We start from the raw sequence: 25,271 nt of genomic DNA, 5'->3' as shown, positions 1-25,271 counted from the left end.
CATGGCAGCTGAATATGTAAACAGTAATGTCTTTGAAAGAGCGTATGACACACCCGTAAAAACTAAAACAAAAACGGCAACAAAAACCCATGTTGTTTCATTATCCAAATTAGAGAAAATGGTCTATCTGGTCCTTGTGGCATTAATTGCACTGGTCAGTAGTTATATGCTATCTTTAAAGTATGATGCGTATGATATGAATAGCAAAATTGCAACAACACAGTCTGAAATTATTCACCAGAAAGATGTTAACGGCGAATTAAAATCTGAAGCAATGAAGCAATCATCTTACGAACGTATCTATAGTAAAGCACAAGGTTACGGCCTGAGCTTGAAAAATGATAACGTAAAGGTCGTGCAAAAAGATGGCAGCAATTAAAATAAAGAAAAATAAAATAGGAGCAGTCCTTCTGGTTTTGTTATTCGGACTGCTCTTTTTTCTGTTGATTTTTAGATACTCCTTTGTGATGCTGACAGGAACATCATCCGGACAGGATCTTGTTCTTAAAGCGAGTGAAAAATATGCAAGAAATATTATTAATCAGCCTAAGCGCGGCAACATTTATGACCGTAATGGCCAGATACTCGCACAGGACGTCAATTCGTACAAACTGATTGCGGTCCTGGACAAGAATATGAAGAATACAGATCAGTCTCCAGCGCATATCGTTGATGTCAAGAAGACATCTAGTGCCCTTGCAAAGATTATTGATATGCCGGAGAAAGAAATACGTGCTAAATTATCGACAAAAAAAGCGTTCCAGGTTGAATTCGGTAAAGCAGGCAGAGATCTGACTTATGCACAGAAGAAGAAGATTGAAGCATTGAAATTGCCTGGGCTGACGTTCTTCACTGAGAAGAAGCGCTTCTATCCGAATGGTAACTTTGCATCACATACGATAGGCTTTGCAGAGAAAAATCCGGAGACCGGTCAGATTGAAGGCATGCTGGGAGTTGAAAAGGTATTTAATACTTATTTATCCGGCCAGCCGGGTAAGACTTCATTCAATCAGGATATCTGGCAGTATGTGCTGCCTAACTCAGGTAATGTGAAACCGGCAGTAGATGGTGATGATGTCCATCTGACCATCGATAAGAATATCCAGATATTTGTTGAAGATGCAATGGATAAAATGGTAAAGCGCTATAAACCGAAGGATGTCTTTGCTGTTGTAGCAGACGCGAAAACAGGTGAAATACTAGGTTTCAGTCAGCGCCCGACCTTTAATCCGGAGACACGGGAAGGTTTTGGTGATAAGTGGCAGAATGACTTATTCCAGAACACTTATGAACCAGGCTCTACGTTTAAGACATATGGACTGGCTGCTGCTATACAAGAAGGAAAATATCAGCGTCAGAAAAAATATATGTCAGGTACGCGAGAAGTCGAAGGGCATGAGATTTCCGACTGGAACGATGTCGGCTGGGGCAAGATTTCCATGAATAAAGGATTTCAGCTCTCTTCAAACGTCCTGATGATGAAACTGCAGGATGAAGTCGGTATCGATAAAATGAAACAATACTACGAAAAGTTTGGATTTGGCAAAAAAACTGGCGTGCTCTTTGACGGGGAACCTGCAGGCAATATTTCTTGGGGAGATCCACTGAGCCAGAAAGTTTCAGCTTTCGGTCAGTCAACAACAGTGACGCCAATACAGATGGTCCAGGCTGAGTCCGCTATACTTAATGAGGGCAAGATGCTGAAACCTTATATCGTCCAGTCAGTGACTTCCCCTGATCGTTCAGTGGTGATTAAAGGTAAAAAAGAAGTGGTCGGGCAGCCGATTACAGCGGATACGGCTAGAAAGACAATGCGTGAACTGAAAGATGTTGTCTACGGTTCTGAGATGCATGCGTTTAACTACCGTATTGATGATTATCAGATTGCGGGTAAGACCGGAACTGCACAAGTGGCTGATACGGAAAATGGGGGCTACGTACAGGGAGCTAACCCTTATTTTGTCAGCTTCATGGGTTATGCGCCGGCAGATAAACCGAGAGTCATCGTTTATATGGGTATGTCTCTAGCACAAAAAAATGATGCAGAAGCGTATAATATGGGTGTATCAAGAGAGTACAAGCCTTTGATGGAAAATACACTTAAATATCTGGATGTTTCTTCAGGGTCACAGAAAAAAGTGAAGCCGACGACGACTGAAGTGCCATCAGTCATCAATGAGACAACAGATAAAGCAGTATCTGAAATCGAATCCAGAAACCTGGAGCCGATTGTACTGGGAAGTGGTGATAAAGTGATTGCAAGTCAACCTGCAGCAGGCCAGTTACTTGATGGAAGTAAGGTGCTCTTACTGACTTCGGGCGATGTCACCTTGCCTGACCTCTCCGGCTGGTCGAAGCGGGAGCTTAATGCACTTGAAACCTTGACTGGTGCAGCGATTAAATTTGATGGCAGTGGCTATGTCGTTAAGCAATCTGTTCCAGCAGGTACCGCCATCAAAAAAGGTGTCGATATTGTCGTCAATATGGATTCATTAGATCCTTTAAAACAATCTCCGGCTTATGACCAGATTATTGATGCAGAACGAAAAGACGAGGAAAATGCCTTGCAGAAAGAAGTCGACCAATCAAAGACCCAGCCTAAAGAAAAGAAATCCACTCAGGAAAAAGAATCACAAACTACAAAGGAGAAAGCGGCTAATAACTAGCCGCCTATAACAATTATGCAGACAATTATTTTTACACTCAGTGCTTTTATTCTGACCGCTATCCTGGTACCGCTTTTCATTCCGTTGTTAAAACGCTTGAAATTCGGCCAGTCGATTCGTCAGGAAGGACCTAAAAGTCATATGAAGAAAAGTGGGACACCGACTATGGGAGGTCTTACTTTTCTGCTCAGTACTTTGCTCTTAAGTCTGATCGCTCTTCTATTTGTAGAAGACCGTGGACCGATCATCTTGCTGATTTTAGTGACGCTTGGATTTGGTCTTATCGGCTTTATCGATGACTACATCATTGTGGTGAAAAAGAATAACCAGGGACTTACATCAAAGCAGAAGTTTCTCTTTCAGATTCTGATTGCGGTACTGTTCTATTCGGTCAGCCGTTTTCTTGGACTGCTGGATATCAGTACGACTGTCAACATTCCATTCACTGATGCAGGGTTACCTTTAGGTCTTCTGTACATTGTGTTCATCATTTTCTGGCAGGTCGGATTCTCGAATGCGGTCAATTTGACAGATGGTGTAGATGGTCTTGCGACAGGGCTCTCAATCATTGCATTTGGTTGTTATGCCTATTTAGCCGCTATACAGAATCAGTCAGGTCTCATGCTTTTCACGCTGATCCTTATAGGAAGTTTAGCTGGATTCCTTCTCTACAACAAAAATAAGGCTAAACTCTTTATGGGAGATACTGGATCACTTGCACTTGGTGGAATCATCGCTACTGTATCTATTATGCTGAATCAGGAACTGACGCTTCTTTTCATCGGTCTAATGTTTGTTGCTGAAACGTTGTCAGTTATGCTGCAGGTGGCCTCATTTAAATTAACAGGTAAACGTATTTTCCGTATGAGTCCTCTTCATCATCATTTTGAACTGGGTGGCTGGAGCGAGTGGAAGATTGTCCTTGTCTTCTGGGCTGTAGGTTTAATCAGTGGATTGATCGGCATTTATTTAGGAGTGAACTAATATGAAAAACGTGACAGACTATCAAGGTAAACAAGTTCTTGTTCTTGGACTCGCAAAAAGTGGTTTTGAGACAGCAAAGCTGTTATTGAAACTAGGGGCGACGGTGATCGTCAATGACGGCGGCTCGCTTGAAGCAAGCGAGGATGCGCAGGCACTTCGTACGCTTGGCGTCCGAGTGTTCGACCAAGGCCATCCATTAGAGCTTTTAGAAGGTACAGAGCTGATTGTTAAAAATCCGGGCATCCCGTATCGCATTGAAATACTGCAGGAAGCGCTTAAGCGAAATATACCTATTATTACGGAAGTGGAACTTGCCTACCAAATCCATGAAGGCAGAACCATTGCAGTTACAGGTACGAATGGCAAAACAACAGTCACTTCTCTCATAGGTGATATGTTCAAGCATAGTGACTTAAAAGGACATCTCAGTGGCAATATCGGATATGTCGCTTCTAAAGTCGCTCAGGAAACTGACGAGAAAGATTATATGCTGACAGAACTGTCGTCTTTCCAGCTGATGGGGATACAGACATATCGTCCACATATCGCTGTTATCACAAATATTTATTCTGCACATCTTGACTATCATGGTACACAGGATGAATATGTCCGCGCTAAAATGAATATCTTTAGAAACCAGACAGCTGAAGATTTTCTTATTTTTAACTCTGCACAGAAAGAGTTGTTAAGCGATTATGAAGTCAATGGTCAGATCATTTATTTCTCGACAACAGAAGAGACTGACGGCAGCTATATGAAAGACGAAAAAGTTTATTTTAGAAATGAGTTCATCATTGATGTAAAAGATATTGTTCTGCCAGGGAAGCATAATCAGGAGAATGTACTGGCCAGTGTAGCAGCCTGTAAACTAGCAGGTATTGCGAATGAAGCCATCATCAAAACGCTGACAACATTTAAAGGCATCAGCCACAGGTTAGAGTTTGTGACAGAACAACAAGGGGTCAGATACTACAATGACTCAAAAGCGACGAATACGCTTGCTGCCTCTTTCGCATTAGATGCGTTTAAAGAACCAATTCACTGGATCTGCGGCGGTCTGGACCGTGGAAATGGGTTTGAAGATTTAGACCAGCATGTCCAGTCAGTTAAGCGTATGTATATAGTGGGTGAGACGACAGAAAAGTTAAAGGCGTTTGCAGAGCAGCACGACATTGATTACACGATCTGTCACGACGTGAAAGATGCGGTCAATCAGACAGCTGAATATACTGAGGACGGAGATATCGTTCTGCTGAGTCCTGCCTGTGCCAGCTGGGATCAATATAAGACATTTGAAGTGCGCGGTGATGAGTTCATCAGACAGGTCGGTGTCATATGTCAGATGAACGATTAAAGCAGCTGAAACAAGGCGGACGGCAAAAAAGAAAACGCAAGCATAGAATACAGTTCGCCATTTTTATGACTGTAATTGCCCTCGTGACATTAATACTGCTCTATATGTTTACAGGTATCAGTTATGTCAAGGATGTAAAAATTGAAGGCAACCATCTCATTACGAACAAGAAAGTAAGTGAAATACTGAATATAGGGGATAAGAGTCGGATTTATACTTTGCCGGTATCTGAGATGGAGCAGAATCTTCGTCTGCAAGACGGCGTCAAAAAAGTGGAAATCAGCCGTCATTTCCCGAATCAGGTCAACGTGAAAATACAGGAGTATGCGGTACGTGCGATAATTGCTGATGGCAGCGACTATCGACCGGTGCTGGAGAATGGTCAGATTCTGAAAAATCAGCAGGCCGAAAAATCAGGTCCTATCTTAAATGATTTTGAAGGCAGTGACCGTGTAATGATGATTGATATTCTTAATCGAACAGAAGAATCGATAAGAAATAATATGTCCGAGATTAATTTTCTGCCTAACCGTGAGGCTTCTGCGCGTGTGCAGATTTTTATGAATGACGGGCTGGAAGTGATCGGTGATTTAAGAACGATGGGCGACAAGCTCAATTATTATCCGGGAATGGTCAAAGATATTCCCCGGGACCAGAATGGTAACCTAGTTAAACCAGGTATTATTGACCTTGAAGTAGGAGCTGTCTTTATTCCGTATGAATCAAAGAAAGCAGAAGAAAAACGGCTTGAAATCGAAAGTGAGATAGAGGCGAAGAAAGAACGGGATAAAAAAAAGCACGATGCAAAAATGCAGTCTCTCAAAAAGAAATTAGAAAGCAAGAAAGCGAAAAAGTCTGATAAACAAGTATGAAGCAATATATTATGAGTAAAACCGTTTTTTTGTTCACAATGACGAATGAATCATGTAAACTTAAAATAGTGTAAAAATTAGAAAAAAGGGGTGCCTATTTGATGGAAGAACATTACTATGTAGCCATAGATATCGGCTCAGCGAGTGTAAAGGTGGTTGTCGGCGAGAAGTTTCATAACGGAATTAACGTCATAGGCACAGGCCAGACTTTTACAGATGGAATTAAACGAGGCGTTATCGATGATTTTGATGTAGCGAAGCAGGCGATTTCAGAAGCACTTAAAAAAGCTAAAATTGCTTCTGGCGTTGACATTAAAGAAGTTTTTGTCAAGATGCCGGTTATTCATACAGAAATACTCGATATTGAGAATGCGATTCAATTCAGCGGAGAATCTACTGAAATTACTGGACAGCATATAGAAGATGTCCTTGATTCAGTTCGTGATAAATACAAAGCAGACAACTCTGAGATTATCGGTGTCTATCCAAAACTTTTCATTGTCGATGATATTCATGAAGTCAGCGATCCTAAAGAAATGGTAGCGACTCAAAGTCTCGCTGTTGATGCAGGCGTCATCACTATCAATCGCTCTTTACTTGTTAATACTTTAAGATGTGTGGAATCATGTGGCGTTGAAGTGCTGGATGTGTTCTCAGATGCCTACAACTATACGTATATTCTGACGCCTACTGAAGTTGAGCTCGGTGCTTGCGTCATCGATATCGGAGATCAGCTGACACAAGTCGCTTTTTATGAGCGTGGTGCTTTATTTGATGCAGACAGTATCCCGGTTGCGGGCAGCCATATTACGAACGATGTCGCACAGGCACTCAACACTTCTTATGATAAAGCAGAGCGCATCAAAGAGCAGTATGGGCATGCGTTTTATGACAACGCAAGTGAACAGGACGTCTTCCACGTTACTCAAAACGATAAAGACGAAGAAGCGGCATTCAATCAGAAAGAACTGAGTGATTTCATCGAAGCACGTGTCGAAGAAATCTACGAAGAAGTCTTTGAGCTGTTGCAGGAGATGGGCATCGACAAAGTCAACGGTGGTTTCGTGATTACCGGTGGTACTGCTAATATGCTCGGCATCAAGGATTTACTGCAGGATATGGTCAATGAGAAAGTCCGTGTCCACGTTCCAACTCAGATGGGTATCAGAAAGCCTGAATTCTCTTCAGCAATCGCTACCATTTCAAGTGGTATTAACTTTGATGAACTTCTTGATTATGTTACAATTAATAATCATGAAACACCTGTGGAAGAACAGTACACAGTTTCTGAAGAAAAACCTAAGCAATCCAAAGGCTTATTTAAACGTAAAAATCAAGTAAATGTCGAACCAGGCGAAACAGTTACTGTTAAACCTGATGACATCGACGAAGAAGTAAAAGAAGAACAACCAGGATTAATGAAAAAAATCATGAAATCATTATTTGAATAATGGCCATTACAGTATAGGAGGAAAAGGGAATGTTGGAATTTGAACAAGGATTTAATCATCTGGCTACATTAAAAGTCATTGGTGTCGGTGGAGGCGGTAACAACGCGGTTAACCGAATGATTGAACACGGCATGAACAATGTTGAATTCATCGCAATTAATACTGATGGCCAGGCATTAAACTTATCAAAAGCTTCATCAAAAATTCAGATCGGTGAAAAATTAACACGTGGCTTAGGCGCAGGTGCTAATCCTGAAATCGGTAAAAAAGCAGCTGAAGAATCTCGTGAACAGATTGAAGATGCGATTCAAGGTGCTGATATGGTATTCGTGACTGCTGGTATGGGTGGCGGTACTGGTACTGGTGCAGCTCCAGTCGTAGCAAAAATCGCTAAAGAAATGGGCGCACTGACAGTCGGTGTTGTGACTCGTCCATTCTCATTTGAAGGCCGTAAACGTCAGACACAGGCAGCAGCCGGTGTTGAAGCGATGAAAGCAGCAGTAGATACACTGATCGTTATCCCGAACGACCGCTTACTTGATATCGTTGATAAATCAACGCCGATGATGGAAGCATTCAAAGAAGCGGATAATGTATTACGTCAAGGGGTACAAGGTATCTCTGATTTAATCGCAGTATCCGGCGAAGTCAACCTTGACTTCGCCGACGTGAAAACAATCATGTCTAACCAAGGTTCTGCACTGATGGGTATTGGTGTCGCATCAGGTGAGAACCGTGCAATGGAAGCTGCTAAAAAAGCGATCTCTTCTCCACTTCTTGAAACTTCTATCGTAGGTGCTCAAGGTGTCCTGATGAATATCACAGGTGGCGAATCCTTATCACTGTTCGAAGCTCAGGAAGCAGCGAACATCGTTCAGGATGCAGCAGACGAAGATGTGAATATGATTTTCGGTACTGTTATCAATCCTGAACTGCAGGATGAAATCGTAGTGACAGTTATTGCGACAGGTTTCAATGATAAACCAGTTCGTCCGACAACAAGCGCACCAGTCAGAGAAACACAAAGAGAAGAGCGTTATGAGTCTCAGCAGACTTCATATTCTCAGCCTACTTATTCACAGTCACAACCACAGACTCAATCACAGTCTAAACAGACTGAATCACGTGACAGTGACCTTGATGTACCTAGCTTTTTACGTGACCGTTCACGCTCACGTCGTACAAGAAGATAATCAGACTATTCAATCGGTCCTATCGCCACTCAGGTGATCGTAGGACCTTTTTTGTTAGGAGAAGCTTATGTATACAGAACTTAAAACAGTAGCAAATAAAATAATCGGTATCACGAACAGACAAGGCGGAGTCAGTCCCTATCCTGCAGATGCGATGAATATGGCGCTCTATATCGATGATGCTCCGGAGAATGTCATCACTAATCAGCAGCGTCTGGCAGAAGCCATAAATTTCAGTCGTGATAACTGGGTTTTTCCGATTCAGATACATGACAAAGAGGTAGCTGAAGTGACACAGGATGACAGAGGCACGAATATCAGCGAACTGACTGAAAAACTTCATGGCATCGATGGTCTTTATACATATGACCGGGATGTACTTCTGACGATGTGCTTTGCAGACTGTGTCCCAGTCTATCTTTATTCGGATCTGGATAATTTCATCGCACTCGGTCATGCAGGATGGCGTGGCACGAAAGAGGAAATCGTCAAGAAACTGGTTGAGGCATATCCGTCACCTGAGCATTTGCACTGTATGATAGGTCCTTCGATCTGTGAGAACTGCTATGAAGTGAATGCAGATATCAAATCCCAGTTTAGTTCTGATGCCGAGCCTTATTTTGAACTAAAAGACAACGGCAACTATAAGATTGACTTACAAGGAATCAATAAAATGCTGGCAGTTAAAGCAGGCGTACCGAGTGAGCAGATTGAAATCAGTGGTATCTGTACTGCTGAAGACGAGCGGTTCTTTTCTTACCGTACAGAAAAAGGCAAGACCGGACGCATGTTAGCTTTTATAGGAACGAGGAATCAATCATGAATGTAAAAGATAATCTCAAGGTTATACAAGATGAAATAGAATCAGTCACAGCGCATGCTCCGACTATTATCGCAGTGACAAAATATGTTACAATAGACCGAGCACAAGAAGCGTACGATGCGGGTCTCAGACATTTTGGCGAGAACCGGATTGAAGGGTTTCTTGAGAAAAAAGCAGCACTTCCCTCTGAGGCAACGTTTCACTTTATCGGCTCATTGCAGACACGAAAAGTAAAAGAGGTCATCAATGAAGTAGATTACCTGCATTCACTGGACCGCCAGTCGCTTGCTGATGAGGTAGAGAAGCGTGCAGAACATACAATCAAATGCTTTGTTCAGGTCAATGTAGCAGGGGAAGATTCTAAACATGGTTTTGCACCAGAAGAAGTCATTGCTTTTGTAAAAGGCCTGCAGGGGTTTGAGAAGATAGAAGTTGTAGGTTTAATGATGATGGCACCCCATATTGAAGATCAGATACAGTTACGTACATACTTTGCTGAACTGAAAGAGCTGCAGCATCAGGTTGCAGCACTCGGTCAGTCAAATGCACCTTGTAAGGAATTATCAATGGGGATGAGTAATGACTATTTATCTGCCATCAGTGAAGGTTCAACATTTATTAGAATTGGGACTAAGTTAGTCGGATAGGAGGCTGTCATGGCGATTAAAGATGTATTTAAAGGGTTCTTTGTCATTGATGATGAAGACAATGACAATGAAATTTATAGCAGTGAAGATACGAGAGAAGAACGGTTACGTGCGCAACCTGTACAGAAGCAGACAGCGCCTGCACCCGTGAAACAAGTGAAGACGACGACTGAAAAACGTGTCGTGAAACCGAACGTCGTCAATATTAAACCGGAGCCAGCATCAGCAAGTTCGAAGATGTGTCTGTTTGAGCCTCGGGTATTCTCAGATACACAGGATATCGCGGATGAGCTGAAAAACAGAAGAGCGACACTCGTCAATCTGCAGCGTATCGATAAGATATCAGCGAAACGTATTATCGATTTCCTGAGTGGTACTGTTTATGCAATAGGCGGCGATATACAGCGTATTGGTCAGGATATCTTCTTATGTACACCAGATAATGTGGAGGTCGCAGGCAGCATCACTGAGATGCTGGATGCACCAGAGGAGGAAGAATGAGTTTAGCAGTTATTGATATGATTTTTAATGGTATTTTAGTTCTCTTGAATATCTATTTCTATGCCATCATTATTTATATTTTTATGTCATGGATACCGGGATTAAGAGAATCATTCATCGGTGAATGGATCGCGAGATTTGTAGAGCCGTATCTTGAAATCTTCAGGAAGATAATCCCGCCGCTCGGCATGTTTGATTTCTCACCGATTGTTGCGATTTTTGTCCTGCAGATGTTCGTAAGAGGCCTTATCGCTATTTATAATCAATTTATTGTACCGATGTTGATGTAATTAATAAAAATAATCTCATGTAGGTGAGATTATTTTTTTATCTGAAAGGACAGTTAAAATGAATATCATGCAGCACTTCAGAAATGAGGAGCAGGATGTCATTAAGAGCGCGATGCAGTACTGTGATCGTGCTGAACAGACTTATGCTCCTGTTCTGACACCGTTTCTCGATCCTCGCGAACAGTATATTTTTTCAGTGGTAGCGAAACAGACGGGTGTTAAAATCACGATGTTCGGCGGCGATGACCAGAGTGAACGTAAGCGGGCTATTTTAGCACCTGACTATTTCGAGGCAACTGAAGAAGATTTTGAATGTCGTCTTGTTGAAGTTCATTATCCGGATAAATTCGTTTCGCTGTCTCATCGCAATTTATTAGGATCCATCATGCAGACCGGCATCAAGCGTGAACAGCTCGGGGATATTAGAGTCAGCGCACGGATACAGTTTGTCGTCACAACTCAGATGGCACTCTATCTGGAAAGAGAACTGACAAAAATTAAAGGTGCAACTGTTAAACTTGAAACGGTGCCATTCAATGAAATAGTACAGTCAGAAGAGCATTATCAAGTAGTGACCACAACAATTGCAAGTCTAAGACTGGACGCTGTCATTCAGCAATTGACGCGTAAATCACGTGCAGTCGCTCAGAAGTTGATAGATGCGGAACACGTAAAAGTCAATCATACCGTGATCACCAAAACGAGTTTTACGATTGAAGAAAGTGATTTAATTTCTATTAAAGGCTATGGCCGTGCTAAAATAGCATCAATAGGCGATCGTACAAAGAAAGACAAAATCAGAGTGACGTTTGAAACGTTATTCAATTAGAGGTGAAAATAGTGGAATACATGCCAAAAGATATCGAAATGAAACAGTTTAATATCGTTCATAAAGGACTCAATGAAACCGAGGTCAGAGATTATTTGCGTGAACTCAGTAATGAACTGGAGAAGTTGCGTGAGGAGAAAGTGATGCTGCAGCGCATCATTGATGATAAAGATGAAAACATCAGCCGTTTCCGTGCTGTAGAGAACACAATCGGTGAGGCCCTGGTTGTCGCGCAGCGTGCTGGTGATGAGATTAAGGCATCAGCTGGTATGCAGGCAGATGTTATTATTAAGGATGCCCAGAATCATGCTGACATGCTGATCAACGATGCAATGCAAAAAGCGCGTGAGATTACGTTCCAGACTGAGGATATGAAGCGTCAGTCAAAGATTTTCCGCGCGCGCTTTCAGATGCTGGTTCAGGCGCAGCTTGATCTTCTGCAGAATGAGGACTGGAATTATCTCTTAAACTATGATTTAGAAACAAAACCTATTGAACAAACCCCTCAGGATGAGGTAGAATAGATTTAATATTGATAGAGACGGTATGAATTCATTCATATATCAGCGAGCTGAAGGCGGTGAAAGTTCAGCATATGAAGATTGATACGGATCACTTTATCTTTAATTAAATACAATTAATGAGTGAACTCCAGGAGTTAAGCAGGGTGGTACCGCGGATTTTTCCGTCCCTGTATAATGCCTGGTGTTTTTTTTATTATAACGAAATGGAGCTGGAGAAATGGATTATAAAGAGACATTATTAATGCCGAAAACAGATTTCCCGATGCGCGGGGGACTGCCGAACAAAGAACCACAGATTCAGGCCCAGTGGGAGAAGCAGGACCTGTATCATCGAATTTTAGACAAGAATGCCGGAAAACCCGATTATATCCTGCATGACGGTCCACCATACGCCAACGGACAGATTCATATGGGTCATGCCCTGAATAAAATCATCAAGGATTTTATTACACGTTATAAGGCGATGACGGGTTACCGTACACCCTATGTACCAGGCTGGGATACGCATGGTCTGCCGATTGAGCAGGCACTGACGAAAAAAGGTGTCAACCGTAAGGAGATGTCTGTCGCTGAGTTCCGTGAATTATGTAAGCAGTTTGCACTGGAACAGGTCGAGCTGCAGAAGACTGATTTCAAGCGTCTTGGCTTAAATGCGGACTGGAATAAGCCTTATGTAACATTACAGGAAGTCTTTGAAGCTGAACAGATCCGACTTTTCGGTGATATGGCGAAAAAAGGCTATATCTATAAAGGAAAGAAGCCGGTCTACTGGTCCCCTTCAAGTGAATCATCTCTTGCTGAAGCGGAAATCGAATATCAGGACAAAGTATCCCCTTCTATCTATGTGGCATTTGACACAAAAGACGGCAAAGGTATCGTGGAACCGGGCGTGAAATTTGTCATCTGGACAACAACGCCTTGGACACTGCCGGCAAACGTGGCGATCGCTGTCAATTCTGAACTGACTTATGTACAGGTCAATGTGGAAGGTAAGTCTTATATTGTTGCACAGGCACTGCTTGACTCAGTATGTGAAGCAGTCGGCTGGGATAAGGAAGCGGTTACCATTGAGAAAGAATTCAAAGGCACTGAGCTTGAACGTCTCACTGTACAGCATCCGTTTATCGATCGTGAATCACTGCTGATTCTAGGTGACCATGTTACGACTGATGCAGGGACAGGCTGTGTTCATACAGCACCTGGCCACGGGGAGGATGACTTTATCGTCGGTCAGAAATATGACCTGCCAGTTATCTCGCCTGTCGATGATAAAGGGGTCTTCACTGAGGAAGCAGGCGAGTTTGCGGGGGTCTACTATGACAAAGCGAACAAACTGATTACAGATAAACTGACAGAAATCGGTGCACTGCTTAAACTTGAATTCTTCACCCATTCATATCCGCATGACTGGCGTACAAAGAAACCTGTTATTTTCCGTGCAACACCGCAGTGGTTCGCCTCAATCAACAAAGTCCGTCAGGATATTCTGAATGCGATTGAAGAGACTGAATTCAAAGTGGACTGGGGTAAGACACGTATCTACAATATGATCCGTGACCGCGGTGACTGGGTCATCTCACGTCAGCGTGCCTGGGGCGTCCCACTTCCAGTCTTCTATGCAGAGAATGGTGACATCATCATGGAAGAAGAGACGATTGAACATGTCGCAGCACTTGTAGAACGGTTCGGTTCAAACGTCTGGTACGAAAGAGAAGCGAAAGATTTATTGCCTGAAGGTTACACGCATCCGGGCAGCCCGAACGGTGAATTCACGAAAGAGAACGACATCATGGACGTCTGGTTCGACTCCGGTTCTTCTCACCGCGGTGTACTGGAAGCACGTCCAGAACTGTCATTCCCGGCAGATCTTTACTTCGAAGGGTCTGACCAGTATCGTGGCTGGTTCAACTCTTCTATCACGACTGCTGTTGCAACTCGTGGTCAGTCACCTTATAAAAAATTATTGTCACATGGTTTCGTTATGGATGGTCAAGGCCGGAAGATGAGTAAATCACTGGGCAATACGATTCTGCCGGAGAAAGTCGTCAAGCAGATGGGTGCAGATATTATCCGCCTCTGGGTCATGTCAGTTGATTATCTGGCAGATGTCCGCATCTCTGATGATATCCTTAAGCAGGTATCGGAAGTCTACCGGAAGATCCGTAACACATTCCGTTTCTTACTCGGAAACGTCAATGACTTTAATCCTGCTGATGCTGTCGCTTATGAGGACCTAGCAGAAGTTGACCGCTATATGCTGAACCGTCTCTATGACTTTGTGGCTAAAGCACGTGACCATTATGAAAACAATGACTACTTGTTTATGTATCAGGAGCTGCAGAACTTCATCAATGTCGAACTCAGTAATTTCTATCTCGATTACGGGAAAGATATTCTTTACATTGAAGCGAAGGATGCCGACATCCGCCGTAGTATGCAGACGGTCCTTTACGAGATTCTGGTTTCGCTGACGAAGCTGCTGGCACCGGTCATTCCGCATACAGCAGAAGAAATCTGGAGTCATACACCGCATGTCACTGAAGACAGTGTGCATCTGACTGATATGCCGGAAGTCCACGAAGTGGACAGTAATCTTGTCGCGAAATGGGACCGCTTCCTGACATTGCGTGACGATGTCCTGAAAGCACTCGAAGAAGCGCGTAAAGAGAAGATAATCGGTAAATCACTCGAGGCAAAAGTGACGCTGTACGTAGAAAATGCTGATGATAAAGCGATTCTTGACTCAATGGATCATTTGCACCAGCTGTTCATCACGTCACAGGCTGAAGTTGTTGACGAGAAAGTCGGCAATGACTATGCGGAAGCTAGCGTCTTAGTAGAGAAAGCAGACGGCGAGAAATGTGAGCGCTGCTGGAACTACTCAACAGAGCTGAATGACGATCATCTCTGCCCACGCTGTGCCGCAGTTGTCGCTGAATAATAGAAACGCCGCATCCTGATTACGGGAGCGGCGTTTTTTAGTTAAAGAGGAGCGGATTGACTAGATAGAAAAAGCAAGCTGTCATGAAAAGACTGATCTATCTCAAAGGGATAGCCGCCACGACGAATTAAGTCATTATTCACTAATCATTATCTTTTTCAAAATTATTTAACTACTTTAAAAATATTATGTAAACTTCAATTATATAAGACGATTTTCTTATTCTATGGTAGAATAATTGAGATTGGAGTGAAAATATGAAAAGAAAATATAATCTGCATCTGATGGTGCCGCTTGCTTTTTTTCTCATGGCAGCTGATCAGTTAACGAAATGGATGATTGTGAAAACGATGAATGTCGGTGATTCAGTGTCAGTCATCGGTGATATTTTAGAAATTACATCTCACCGTAATCACGGTGCAGCGTGGGGCATGCTGCAGAATCAGATGACCTTCTTCTATATCATTACCCTTATCGTACTGGTTGCTATTATTTATTTCTATAGAAGTGAAGCGCCCTTCAAGCCTGTGATGCAGCTCGGTCTGACGCTCATTTTTGCGGGTGCTGTCGGTAATTTTATCGATAGATTGTTCAGAGGAAATGTCGTCGATTTTATTGATACAAAGATTATTAATTATGATTTTCCGATATTCAATGTCGCTGATGCGTGTCTGACTATGGGTGTGATTGTACTGATTTATGAGATTTTAGTGAATGAGAGTAAGGAGAAAAAGAATGCAAACATTTAACTTTGAAGTGCAGGAAGAAGAGATCGGTCAGCGTATTGATAAATATCTGACAGACTCAAATAGTGACTGGTCACGTAATCAGATTCAGGACTGGATCAAGAATGGATTAGTCGTCGTCAATAATAAACAAGTTAAAGCAAACTACAAACTTCGTATGGATGATGAAATTGTGGTGACTGAAAAGCCGGTTGAAGAAGTCGATTTAGTAGCAGAGGATCTTGGCATTGAAATCTATTATGAAGATAAAGATGTCGCGATTGTCTATAAGCCTAAAGGCATGGTCGTTCATCCTGCCCCCGGCCATCCAAATGGCACACTGGTCAACGGTCTTATGTATGCGATAAAAGATTTATCGGGTATCAACGGTGAAATCAGGCCAGGTATTGTCCATCGTATTGATAAAGATACTTCCGGACTTCTGATGGTCGCTAAAAATGATATTGCCCATCGTGGTTTAGTCGAGCAGCTTGTCAATAAAACAGTGACACGTAAATATACAGCGCTTGTCCATGGCATCATTCCGCACGAATTCGGTACAATCGAGGCACCGATCGGCCGCAATCCACGTGACCGCCAGGAGATGTCAGTGCAGGATGACGGTAAATCGGCGGTGACACATTTTAACGTCCTTGAGACATTTGATAAGTATACGTTAGTGGAATGTCAGCTTGAAACAGGCCGTACGCACCAGATTCGTGTGCATATGAAGCATATTGGCTATCCGCTGGTCGGTGACCCGAAATATGGTCCGAAGAAAACTTTGGATATCGGTGGACAGGCGCTGCATGCTGGGGTTATCGGCTTCGATCATCCTGTGACAGATGAATATATCGAACGTACTGCTGAGCTTCCGGAATATTTTGAGGAACTGATCCGTAAACTGAGAAAATAATCTTGAAAAGCAACGTTGCTATGACATTGCTTTTTTAAATGGTAAAACTTGCATTTGACATCAATCTTCATTGTGGTAAGATGTAGTTAACTTAATCACGTTGCTTTTAACTGAGTCCAGAGAGGCTCATAAGGCGTTGAGCAGGATAACCTCACGTCTATTTGACGTGAGGTTTTTTAGGAGGGTTAAGATGAAACAGCGAGTCATATTGGATGATAAAGCAATTGACCGAACATTGACACGTATCGCGCATGAAATTCTTGAGAACAATAAAGGGACTCAGAATCTAGTGCTGTTAGGTATCCGCACACGCGGTGTTTTTCTTGCACAGCGTATACAGTCTAAGATTGAACGCATTGAAGGCGTTACTGTGCCGACAGGTATTCTGGATGTCACAGAATATCGTGATGATGTCACTGCACGTGTGAACTCGGAGCTTCAGGCTTTTCAGATTGAAGCAGATCTGAATGGTCAACATGTGGTGATTGTCGATGATGTCCTTTTTACAGGGCGTACAGTGCGTGCTTCTCTGGATGCTATTTTGGACCATGTACGTCCTAACCGTATCAGTCTCGCTACACTCGTCGACCGTGGACACCGTGAACTGCCGATTCGTGCAGATTTCATCGGCAAAAACATTCCGACTGCCTTGAGTGAAGAAATCATCGTCATGCTTGATGAAGTCGACGAAAAAACACAAGTCTATATTAAATAGCTCTTTTAAATCGGTACGAGAGACCGGCAAAGGGTAATTAAGTGAAAACTTAAGCCTCTTTGCATACGCAGAGAGGCTTTTTTTAAAAGGAGAATATACATGCAGATGAATGAAGAGATTTATGAAAGAACGGTTGAACCGATTTATGATGTGCACGAAAAACCGAAATCAAGTGAATGGCTGCTGCTCAGTTCACAGCACTTATTCGCGATGTTTGGTGCCACAGTCCTCGTCCCGTACTTAACTGGACTGACTGTCTCTGCAGCCTTGATTGCGTCAGGGCTTGGGACTCTGCTCTACATTTTGATTACAAAAGGACAGATACCTGCTTATCTCGGCTCAAGTTTTGCATTTATCACGCCGATTATTGTTGGTTTAAAAACGCATGATTTAGGCGAAATGCTCGTCGCGCTCTTTATGTCAGGGTTGATGTACGTCATCATCGGCTTCCTGATTAAACTGAGCGGTACAGACTGGCTGCTGAAACTTCTGCCGCCTGTCGTTGTAGGGCCTGTCATTATGGTTATTGGTCTTGGTCTTGCACCGGTTGCAGTCAATATGGCGATGTATACAGACAGTGGGGCCGCGACCGGCTATAACGGCAAATATCTGATTATCGCAGGGGTCACTTTACTGACAGTGATAGCGTTTAATATATTTGCAAAAGGCTTTTTTTCCATCATTCCGATCCTGATGGGGATTATTGCAGGTTACATCACTGCTGTGATGTTAGGTGTCGTTGACTTCACCGGAATTGCTAAAGCGCACTGGCTGCAGCTGCCTGAGATCTGCATGCCTTACCGTGACTACACGCCGACGTTTGACTGGGTACTGATCATGGTCATGATTCCGATTGTCTTTGTGACGGTCAGTGAGCACATTGGTCATCAGGTTGTCATCAATAAGATTGTCGGTCGTAACTTCTTCAAGAACCCTGGACTTCACCGCAGTCTGATAGGGGATGGCATTTCTACGATGGTTGCTTCACTGATTGGTGGCCCCCCTAGCACGACATACGGTGAGAATATCGGGGTACTGGCCATCACAAGAATCTACAGTATCTGGGTTATCGGCGGTGCAGCAGTACTCGCACTCATCCTCGGTTTTGTCGGTAAATTTACTGCACTTGTTTCAAGTATTCCGACACCAGTAATGGGCGGGGTGTCCATCCTGCTCTTCGGTATCATTGCAGCAAGTGGTTTACGGATGCTCGTTGAGTCAAAAGTCGATTTCGGTAACAAACGTAATCTGATTATCGCATCTGTTATTTTAGTGCTCGGTATCGGTAAAGCACACATTGATTTCACAGTACAGAACATTCATCTGAACATTGAAGGTATGGCGCTTGCTGCACTCGCAGGCATCCTGCTGAACCTGATTTTACCTGAAGCAAAAGTACACGAATAGGAGCGGATATAATGGATAATTTCTTATCAATCGCACATCTCTCTAATGAAGAAATCATGTCAATCATCACGCAGGCACAGCGCATCAAAGCAGGTGAAGTCGAACGCTTTGAAGGCTATGCCGCTAATCTTTTCTTTGAGAATTCGACCCGTACCAAATGTTCATTTGAAATGGCTGAGCGTAAACTTGGGCTGGATGTCATTCCATTTGAAACATCAACTTCTTCTGTCACTAAAGGTGAAACACTTTATGATACAGCGAAGACACTGGAAAGTATCGGTGTCGATGTACTGGTCATTCGTCACCCGGAGAACGAGTATTATAAAGAACTCGTGAACCTCGGCATTCCAGTCGTTAATGGTGGAGACGGTAGTGGGCAGCATCCGAGTCAGTGTCTGCTTGACTTGATGACAATTTACGAGGAGTACGGTACTTTTGAAGGGCTGAACGTCCTGATCTGCGGGGACATCTTAAACTCGCGTGTTGCACGCAGCAACCAGGAGGCATTGACTAGACTCGGTGCAAAGGTACGCTTTGCTGCCCCGGATTACTGGCAGGACAAAACGATTGATGCAGAGTACGTTAAGATAGATGACGTGATTGAAGAACTCGATGTCTGCATGCTCCTGCGTGTCCAGCATGAGCGCCATAATGGTGGTAAGACGTTTGAAGAAGCACATTATCACCATGAGTTTGGTCTGACAGCTGAACGTTACAACAAGATGAAAGAATCAGCAATTGTCATGCATCCGGCGCCTGTCAATCGCGGTGTTGAGATAGAGACACAGTTAGTGGAAGCAAGTAAATCACGTATTTTCAGACAGATGGAAAATGGTGTCTACACGAGAATGAGTATTTTAAGTCATATTCTGAAAAAGGGAGAGAAATAGCATGAGTACATTACTGCGAGGCGGACAGATTTTAGAGAACGGCCAGCTTGTTGAAAGAGACATCAGAATAGAGGATGGTAAAATTACAGAGATCGGAGAACGCTTAAATGTTTATAACAGCGATATCATCGACTTAAAAGGACAGTTTATATCAGCAGGCTTTATCGATGTACATGTCCATTTACGTGAACCAGGCGGTGAGCACAAGGAGACGATTGAGACAGGTACAAAAGCTGCAGCCCGCGGTGGATTCACAACGGTCTGTCCGATGCCGAATACACGTCCAGTTCCTGATACTGTTGAAAACTTAGATAAACTGAACAAAACGATTCATGACAGTGCTGTTGTACGCGTACTGCCATATGCTTCTATCACAGAGCGTCAACTGGGTGAGAACCTGGTGGACTTCTCAGCACTAAAGGAACATGGAGCTTTTGCATTCACTGATGACGGTGTTGGTGTCCAGACTGCTTCAGTGATGTACGAGGCTATGCAGCAGGCAGCGAAGCTCGATATGGCGATTGTCGCCCACTGCGAGGATAACTCACTGATTTACGGCGGAGCCATGCATGAAGGTCAAGTATCAAAGAAGCTCGGGATCCCAGGTATTCCTTCTATCTGCGAAGCGGTACAGATTGCACGTGACGTTCTGCTTGCAGAAGCGGCGGACTGTCATTACCATGTCTGTCACGTTTCAAGCATTCAGAGTATCAGAGCGATCCGCGATGCGAAACGTGCAGGTATTAAAGTGACAGCAGAAGTCACACCGCACCATTTACTGCTGAACGAAAATGTCATCACTGAAGATGATGCGATTCTCAAGATGAATCCACCGCTTCGTTCTAGAGAAGATCAGGAAGCATTGATTGAAGCACTGTTAGACGGCACAATCGATTTCATTGCGACAGACCATGCTCCACATGCGGCAGATGAAAAAAATCAGCCGATGGTCAAAGCACCGTTCGGCATTGTCGGCAGCGAGACAGCATTCCCATTACTTTACACGCACTTCGTTAAAAACGGCGACTGGACACTTGAACAGCTCGTTGAATACTTAACAACTAAACCGGCAGATGTCTTTAAACTGCCATACGGCCGACTCGCAGTCGGGGAACCGGCAGATATTGCTGTTATTAATTTAGATGAAGAATATGAGATTAAAGAAGAAGACTTCTTATCAAAGAGTTCAAACACACCGTTTATCGGAGAAAAAGTTTTCGGTAATGTGACATTGACACTGGCAGAAGGAAAAATCGCTTATCAGGAGGGGCAACATGCGTAAACAAAGATTTTTAGTACTGGAAGACGGCACGATTTTTAAAGGCTATCGTTTCGGCAGCGATAAAGAAACACAAGGTGAAATCGTTTTTAATACAGCGATGACTGGTTATCAGGAAACATTATCTGATCCTTCATATACAGGACAGATCATTACATTCACTTATCCGTTAATCGGTAACTACGGTATCAACCGTGATGACTATGAGACGTTGAATCCTTCATTAAAGGGGATGGTCGTGCGTGAGGCGTGCGAACTGCCAAGCAACTTCCGTAATATGGCTTCACTTGATGAGACGCTAAAAAACTACGATATTCCGGGGATTGATGGTGTAGATACACGTAAACTGACACGTATTATCCGCCAGCACGGTGTACTTAAAGCTGCATTTGTTAACGAAGAAGCAGATGTAGAAGCGACAATTGAAAGTTTAAAAACAGCTGAGTTTCCGACTGATGAAGTAGCGCAAGTTTCGACAAAGACAGCCTATGTTTCAACTGGTAACGACTTACGCGTTGTGCTGATTGACTTCGGTAAAAAAGAAAACATTGTCCGAGAACTGAACTTACGCGGCTGTGACGTTACAGTGATGCCTTGGAATACAACAGCAGAAGAAATCCTGCGTTTACGTCCGGACGGCGTGATGCTGTCAAACGGTCCAGGTAACCCGGAAGTCGTACAGGACGGCATCAATATGATTAACGGTATCCTCGGTAAAGTACCGTTCTTTGGTATTTGTCTCGGCCATCAACTCTTTGCACTTGCATGCGGGGCTTCCACATTCAAGATGAAATTCGGTCACCGCGGTGCGAATCATCCGGTGAAGAACCTGGCGACCGGCAAAATTGAAATCACTTCACAGAACCACGGCTACTCAGTAGACCCTGAAACAGTGAAGGATACAGATTTAGTGATCACACACGTCGCACTGAATGACGGTACTGTCGAAGGTCTGCGTCATAAAGAACTGCCGGCATTCTCTGTACAGTATCACCCTGAAGCAAGTCCAGGTCCACACGATCCAAACTACTTATTCGATGATTTTATTCAGATGATGAACGAAAATAAAGGGAGTGTCATGAATGGCTAAACGTAATGATATTAAGACTATACTCGTAATTGGTTCAGGACCGATTATTATCGGACAGGCAGCAGAATTTGACTATGCAGGAACACAGGCCTGCCTCGCTCTTCGCGAAGAAGGTTACCGTGTTATCCTCGTCAACTCTAACCCGGCGACCATCATGACTGATACTGAGATAGCTGATAAAGTTTATATCGAGCCATTAACACTTGATTTTGTTGCACGTATTATCCGTAAGGAACAGCCAGACGCACTGCTGCCAACTCTTGGTGGTCAGACAGGGCTGAACATGGCAGTCCAGCTGCATGAAGCAGGTATTTTAGAAGAGAATAACGTTACTTTACTCGGCACAAAACTGTCATCGATAGAACAGGCAGAAGACCGCGACTTATTCCGCAGCCTGATGAATGAACTCGGTGAACCTGTACCTGAAAGTGATATCGTCAATGATGTTCAAGGAGCGGTTGATTTTGCGAATGACATCGGCTATCCGGTTATCGTACGTCCTGCATTCACGATGGGTGGTACAGGCGGCGGTATCTGTCATGATGAACAGGAACTGATTGAAATCGTGACGAACGGTCTGAAATACTCACCTGTGACACAGTGTCTGATTGAAAAATCAATCGCTGGCTTCAAAGAAATTGAATACGAAGTGATGCGTGACTCTAATGACAACGCAATCGTTGTATGTAACATGGAGAACATCGATCCGGTCGGCATCCATACGGGTGACTCAATCGTTGTGGCACCTTCACAGACATTATCAGACAGAGAATATCACATGCTGCGTGACGTTTCGCTGAAAATTATCCGTGCACTTAAGATTGAGGGCGGCTGTAATGTTCAGTTAGCGCTCGATCCGCATTCATATAACTATTACATTATCGAAGTCAACCCGCGTGTATCCCGTTCTTCTGCGCTTGCTTCTAAAGCGACAGGCTATCCAATCGCTAAACTCGCTGCGAAGATTGCAGTCGGTATGACGCTTGATGAGATGCTGAATCCTGTAACAGGGACAAGCTACGCTGCATTTGAACCGGCACTGGACTATGTCGTCTCTAAAATCCCGAGATTCCCGTTCGATAAATTTGAAAAGGGTGAACGTGTACTCGGTACGCAGATGAAAGCGACAGGCGAAGTTATGGCAATCGGCCGTACTTACGAAGAATCATTACTGAAAGCAATCCGTTCACTTGAATACGGTGTACACCACCTCGGTTTACCTAATGGTGAAGAATTCGAGATGGATTTCATCGAAAAACGTATTTTAGAACAGGATGATGAACGTCTTTTCTTCATCGGTGAGGCACTGCGCCGCGGTGTGACACCAGAACATATTCATGAGCTGACTAAAATCGATCTCTTCTTCCTGAATAAAATGCAGCATATCATTGATATCGAGCATGACTTAAAAGATAACCCGGGCGATATTGATCATCTGATCTGGGCTAAAAAATATGGCTTCAGTGACCGTGTGATTGCACACCGCTGGAACATGACAGAACGTGAAGTATATGATTTAAGACAACAGCACCAGATTTTACCGGTCTACAAAATGGTGGATACTTGTGCTTCTGAGTTCGAATCGAGCACGCCTTATTTCTACGGCACATATGAAACAGAAAATGAATCAATCGTAACAGATAAGAAGAAAGTCATCGTTCTTGGATCTGGTCCAATCCGTATCGGTCAAGGGGTCGAGTTTGACTATGCGACTGTACACGCTGTATGGGCGATTCGTGAAGCAGGCTACGAGGCAATTATCATTAACAACAACCCTGAAACAGTCTCTACTGACTTCTCTATCTCAGATAAACTGTACTTCGAACCGTTAACAGAAGAAGAAGTTATGAATATCATCAACCTCGAGCAGCCGGAAGGGGTTGTCGTGCAGTTCGGTGGTCAGACGGCGATCAATTTAGCAGATAAGATCGAGAAATACGGTGTCAAAATCTTAGGAACATCTCTTGAGAACTTAGATAAAGCAGAAGACCGTAAAGAGTTTGAGGCGCTGATGCAGGAAATCGGTATCCCGCAGCCTCTCGGTAAAACAGCGACATCAGTAGAAGAAGCAGTAGCCAATGCGAACTATATCGGCTATCCGGTTCTCGTCCGTCCTTCATACGTCCTCGGGGGCCGTGCGATGGAAATCGTCTACGATGAACAGGAACTGACGAATTACATGACACAGGCTGTTAAAGCGAGTCCGGAACATCCAGTGCTGATTGACCGCTATCTGACAGGTAAGGAAATTGAAGTTGACGCAATCTGTGACGGTGACACAGTCGTGATTCCTGGTATTATGGAACATATTGAACGCGCGGGTGTTCACTCAGGTGACTCTATTGCTGTTTATCCGCCGCAAAGCTTATCACAGGAACATATCGACACACTGGCAGATTACACAGAACGTCTAGCGCGTGGTCTTGAAATTATCGGTCTACTTAACATTCAGTTTGTTATTGCTGATGATAAAGTCTATGTACTGGAAGTGAATCCTCGTTCAAGCCGTACAGTGCCGTTCTTGAGTAAGATTACAGAAGTACCGATGGCGAACCTCGCAATGAAGGCTGTACTGGGTGAGAAGCTGACAGATAAAGGCTACACAAATGGCTTAGTACCATTTAAAGAAGGCGTCTTCGTTAAGGCACCGGTCTTCAGCTTCAGCAAACTTAAAAATGTTGATATTACACTTGGACCAGAAATGAAATCGACAGGTGAAGTGATGGGTAAAGACATCACTTTAGAAAAAGCACTTTACAAAGGACTCGTAGCAAGCGGCCTGCAAGTCAAAGACCATGGTACAGCACTTGTGACTGTCGCTGATAAAGATAAAGAAGAAGCGACAGAGCTTGTTAAACGACTGCATAATGTCGGCTATCGCATCATGGCGACAAAAGGCACTGCGCAAGTCTTAAAAGACGCTGGCATTCCAGTCGTTGAAGTCAGCAAAATCGGTGACGAACTGAACTTGCTGGATGTCATTAAAGATGGCCGTGTACAGCTCGTCATCAATACGATGACAAAAGGTAAACAGTTTGAACGCGATGGCTTCCAGATCAGACGTGAGTCAGTGGATAATGGCGTACCATGTCTCACATCTTTAGATACTGCGCGTGCGTTGATCGGTGTCATTGAGAGTATGACATTTAATATGAATCAGATGTAGGAGGGTAA

The 25,271-nt window shown here is 43.6% G+C and carries 22 protein-coding genes; all 22 read left to right on the top strand.

Annotation, left to right across the window (positions count from 1 at the left end; genetic code table 11):
* Position 1: 1 nt before the first annotated feature.
* Positions 2 to 379: a cell division protein FtsL gene (gene ftsL, locus ERX27_RS01410; RefSeq protein ID WP_133431040.1), complete on the top strand. Its 378-nt coding sequence runs from the start codon at positions 2 to 4 to the stop codon at positions 377 to 379.
* Positions 366 to 2,666 carry a penicillin-binding protein gene (locus tag ERX27_RS01405; RefSeq protein ID WP_133431039.1) on the top strand — a complete coding sequence of 767 codons (2,301 nt, stop codon included), beginning with the start codon at positions 366 to 368 and terminating at the stop codon, positions 2,664 to 2,666. Before ftsL ends, ERX27_RS01405 begins: the two co-directional genes overlap by 14 nt.
* 15 nt (positions 2,667 to 2,681) lie before the next feature.
* Positions 2,682 to 3,650: a phospho-N-acetylmuramoyl-pentapeptide-transferase gene (gene mraY, locus ERX27_RS01400; protein ID WP_133431038.1), complete on the top strand. Its 969-nt coding sequence runs from the start codon at positions 2,682 to 2,684 to the stop codon at positions 3,648 to 3,650.
* A gap of 1 nt (position 3,651) precedes the next feature.
* On the top strand, positions 3,652 to 5,004 hold the full coding sequence (gene murD / locus ERX27_RS01395; RefSeq protein ID WP_133431037.1) for a UDP-N-acetylmuramoyl-L-alanine--D-glutamate ligase: 1,353 nt from the start codon (positions 3,652 to 3,654) through the stop codon (positions 5,002 to 5,004).
* The gene (locus ERX27_RS01390) at positions 4,986 to 5,876 is read left to right on the top strand and encodes a cell division protein FtsQ/DivIB (RefSeq protein ID WP_133431036.1); all 891 of its coding nucleotides are present in this window, start codon (positions 4,986 to 4,988) and stop codon (positions 5,874 to 5,876) included. The genes murD and ERX27_RS01390 overlap by 19 nt, the downstream gene beginning before the upstream one ends.
* A 101-nt stretch (positions 5,877 to 5,977) precedes the next feature.
* Positions 5,978 to 7,327, top strand: coding sequence for a cell division protein FtsA (gene ftsA / locus ERX27_RS01385; protein ID WP_133431035.1), 1,350 nt, complete (start codon positions 5,978 to 5,980; stop codon positions 7,325 to 7,327).
* A 29-nt stretch (positions 7,328 to 7,356) separates the two neighbouring features.
* A complete protein-coding gene (gene ftsZ, locus ERX27_RS01380) occupies positions 7,357 to 8,520 on the top strand; it encodes a cell division protein FtsZ (protein ID WP_133431034.1) in 1,164 nt (387 codons plus the stop codon).
* A gap of 67 nt (positions 8,521 to 8,587) precedes the next feature.
* On the top strand, positions 8,588 to 9,343 hold the full coding sequence (pgeF, locus tag ERX27_RS01375; protein WP_133431033.1) for a peptidoglycan editing factor PgeF: 756 nt from the start codon (positions 8,588 to 8,590) through the stop codon (positions 9,341 to 9,343).
* Complete coding sequence (locus ERX27_RS01370) at positions 9,340 to 9,990, top strand: YggS family pyridoxal phosphate-dependent enzyme (RefSeq protein ID WP_133431032.1); 651 nt, start codon at positions 9,340 to 9,342, stop codon at positions 9,988 to 9,990. Before pgeF ends, ERX27_RS01370 begins: the two co-directional genes overlap by 4 nt.
* Before the next feature lie 9 nt (positions 9,991 to 9,999).
* A complete protein-coding gene (locus ERX27_RS01365; RefSeq protein ID WP_133431031.1) occupies positions 10,000 to 10,491 on the top strand; it encodes a cell division protein SepF in 492 nt (163 codons plus the stop codon).
* A complete protein-coding gene (locus ERX27_RS01360) occupies positions 10,488 to 10,781 on the top strand; it encodes a YggT family protein (RefSeq protein ID WP_133431030.1) in 294 nt (97 codons plus the stop codon). Before ERX27_RS01365 ends, ERX27_RS01360 begins: the two co-directional genes overlap by 4 nt.
* 58 nt (positions 10,782 to 10,839) lie before the next feature.
* Positions 10,840 to 11,610 carry a YlmH family RNA-binding protein gene (locus tag ERX27_RS01355; protein WP_133431029.1) on the top strand — a complete coding sequence of 257 codons (771 nt, stop codon included), beginning with the start codon at positions 10,840 to 10,842 and terminating at the stop codon, positions 11,608 to 11,610.
* Between the two features lie 20 nt (positions 11,611 to 11,630).
* Positions 11,631 to 12,134 (top strand): DivIVA domain-containing protein, encoded by a 504-nt coding sequence (locus ERX27_RS01350; protein ID WP_243715852.1) that lies wholly within the window; start codon positions 11,631 to 11,633, stop codon positions 12,132 to 12,134.
* A 217-nt stretch (positions 12,135 to 12,351) separates the two neighbouring features.
* Entirely contained in the window at positions 12,352 to 15,075 is a 2,724-nt protein-coding gene (gene ileS, locus ERX27_RS01345; RefSeq protein ID WP_133431027.1) for an isoleucine--tRNA ligase, read from the top strand.
* 257 nt (positions 15,076 to 15,332) lie between these two features.
* Entirely contained in the window at positions 15,333 to 15,824 is a 492-nt protein-coding gene (lspA, locus tag ERX27_RS01340) for a signal peptidase II (protein WP_133431026.1), read from the top strand.
* Positions 15,811 to 16,716: an RluA family pseudouridine synthase gene (locus tag ERX27_RS01335; RefSeq protein ID WP_133431025.1), complete on the top strand. Its 906-nt coding sequence runs from the start codon at positions 15,811 to 15,813 to the stop codon at positions 16,714 to 16,716. The genes lspA and ERX27_RS01335 overlap by 14 nt, the downstream gene beginning before the upstream one ends.
* Positions 16,717 to 16,906: 190 nt before the next feature.
* On the top strand, positions 16,907 to 17,431 hold the full coding sequence (gene pyrR / locus ERX27_RS01330) for a bifunctional pyr operon transcriptional regulator/uracil phosphoribosyltransferase PyrR (RefSeq protein WP_133431024.1): 525 nt from the start codon (positions 16,907 to 16,909) through the stop codon (positions 17,429 to 17,431).
* Positions 17,432 to 17,530: 99 nt separating this feature from the next.
* Positions 17,531 to 18,838 carry a uracil-xanthine permease family protein gene (locus ERX27_RS01325; protein ID WP_133431023.1) on the top strand — a complete coding sequence of 436 codons (1,308 nt, stop codon included), beginning with the start codon at positions 17,531 to 17,533 and terminating at the stop codon, positions 18,836 to 18,838.
* 11 nt (positions 18,839 to 18,849) lie between these two features.
* Entirely contained in the window at positions 18,850 to 19,728 is an 879-nt protein-coding gene (locus tag ERX27_RS01320; protein ID WP_133431022.1) for an aspartate carbamoyltransferase catalytic subunit, read from the top strand.
* Position 19,729: 1 nt separating this feature from the next.
* Entirely contained in the window at positions 19,730 to 21,010 is a 1,281-nt protein-coding gene (locus ERX27_RS01315) for a dihydroorotase (protein ID WP_133431021.1), read from the top strand.
* Positions 21,003 to 22,097 (top strand): carbamoyl phosphate synthase small subunit, encoded by a 1,095-nt coding sequence (locus ERX27_RS01310; RefSeq protein ID WP_133431020.1) that lies wholly within the window; start codon positions 21,003 to 21,005, stop codon positions 22,095 to 22,097. The genes ERX27_RS01315 and ERX27_RS01310 overlap by 8 nt, the downstream gene beginning before the upstream one ends.
* Positions 22,090 to 25,263, top strand: coding sequence for a carbamoyl-phosphate synthase large subunit (carB, locus tag ERX27_RS01305; protein WP_133431019.1), 3,174 nt, complete (start codon positions 22,090 to 22,092; stop codon positions 25,261 to 25,263). Before ERX27_RS01310 ends, carB begins: the two co-directional genes overlap by 8 nt.
* The last annotated feature ends 8 nt before the right edge of the window (positions 25,264 to 25,271 follow it).

Source organism: Macrococcus brunensis, from assembly GCF_004359615.1.
In the GTDB taxonomy this organism is placed as follows: domain Bacteria; phylum Bacillota; class Bacilli; order Staphylococcales; family Staphylococcaceae; genus Macrococcus; species Macrococcus brunensis.
This window is presented reverse-complemented; position numbering and strand designations above follow the sequence as displayed.

Excerpts from the sequence above, each read along its gene's own strand:
- pgeF (WP_133431033.1), top strand. The coding sequence starts at position 8,588 with ATGTATACAGAACTTAAAACAGTAGCAAATAAAATAATCGGTATCACG.
- ERX27_RS01335 (WP_133431025.1), top strand. The coding sequence starts at position 15,811 with ATGCAAACATTTAACTTTGAAGTGCAGGAAGAAGAGATCGGTCAGCGT.
- mraY (WP_133431038.1), top strand. The coding sequence starts at position 2,682 with ATGCAGACAATTATTTTTACACTCAGTGCTTTTATTCTGACCGCTATC.
- ERX27_RS01310 (WP_133431020.1), top strand. The coding sequence starts at position 21,003 with ATGCGTAAACAAAGATTTTTAGTACTGGAAGACGGCACGATTTTTAAA.
- ERX27_RS01390 (WP_133431036.1), top strand. The coding sequence starts at position 4,986 with ATGTCAGATGAACGATTAAAGCAGCTGAAACAAGGCGGACGGCAAAAA.
- ftsZ (WP_133431034.1), top strand. The coding sequence starts at position 7,357 with ATGTTGGAATTTGAACAAGGATTTAATCATCTGGCTACATTAAAAGTC.
- ERX27_RS01355 (WP_133431029.1), top strand. The coding sequence starts at position 10,840 with ATGAATATCATGCAGCACTTCAGAAATGAGGAGCAGGATGTCATTAAG.
- ftsL (WP_133431040.1), top strand. The coding sequence starts at position 2 with ATGGCAGCTGAATATGTAAACAGTAATGTCTTTGAAAGAGCGTATGAC.
- ERX27_RS01370 (WP_133431032.1), top strand. The coding sequence starts at position 9,340 with ATGAATGTAAAAGATAATCTCAAGGTTATACAAGATGAAATAGAATCA.
- pyrR (WP_133431024.1), top strand. The coding sequence starts at position 16,907 with ATGAAACAGCGAGTCATATTGGATGATAAAGCAATTGACCGAACATTG.
- ileS (WP_133431027.1), top strand. The coding sequence starts at position 12,352 with ATGGATTATAAAGAGACATTATTAATGCCGAAAACAGATTTCCCGATG.
- lspA (WP_133431026.1), top strand. The coding sequence starts at position 15,333 with ATGAAAAGAAAATATAATCTGCATCTGATGGTGCCGCTTGCTTTTTTT.
- ERX27_RS01315 (WP_133431021.1), top strand. The coding sequence starts at position 19,730 with ATGAGTACATTACTGCGAGGCGGACAGATTTTAGAGAACGGCCAGCTT.
- ERX27_RS01365 (WP_133431031.1), top strand. The coding sequence starts at position 10,000 with ATGGCGATTAAAGATGTATTTAAAGGGTTCTTTGTCATTGATGATGAA.
- murD (WP_133431037.1), top strand. The coding sequence starts at position 3,652 with ATGAAAAACGTGACAGACTATCAAGGTAAACAAGTTCTTGTTCTTGGA.
- ERX27_RS01350 (WP_243715852.1), top strand. The coding sequence starts at position 11,631 with ATGCCAAAAGATATCGAAATGAAACAGTTTAATATCGTTCATAAAGGA.
- ERX27_RS01320 (WP_133431022.1), top strand. The coding sequence starts at position 18,850 with ATGGATAATTTCTTATCAATCGCACATCTCTCTAATGAAGAAATCATG.
- ERX27_RS01405 (WP_133431039.1), top strand. The coding sequence starts at position 366 with ATGGCAGCAATTAAAATAAAGAAAAATAAAATAGGAGCAGTCCTTCTG.
- carB (WP_133431019.1), top strand. The coding sequence starts at position 22,090 with ATGGCTAAACGTAATGATATTAAGACTATACTCGTAATTGGTTCAGGA.
- ftsA (WP_133431035.1), top strand. The coding sequence starts at position 5,978 with ATGGAAGAACATTACTATGTAGCCATAGATATCGGCTCAGCGAGTGTA.
- ERX27_RS01325 (WP_133431023.1), top strand. The coding sequence starts at position 17,531 with ATGCAGATGAATGAAGAGATTTATGAAAGAACGGTTGAACCGATTTAT.
- ERX27_RS01360 (WP_133431030.1), top strand. The coding sequence starts at position 10,488 with ATGAGTTTAGCAGTTATTGATATGATTTTTAATGGTATTTTAGTTCTC.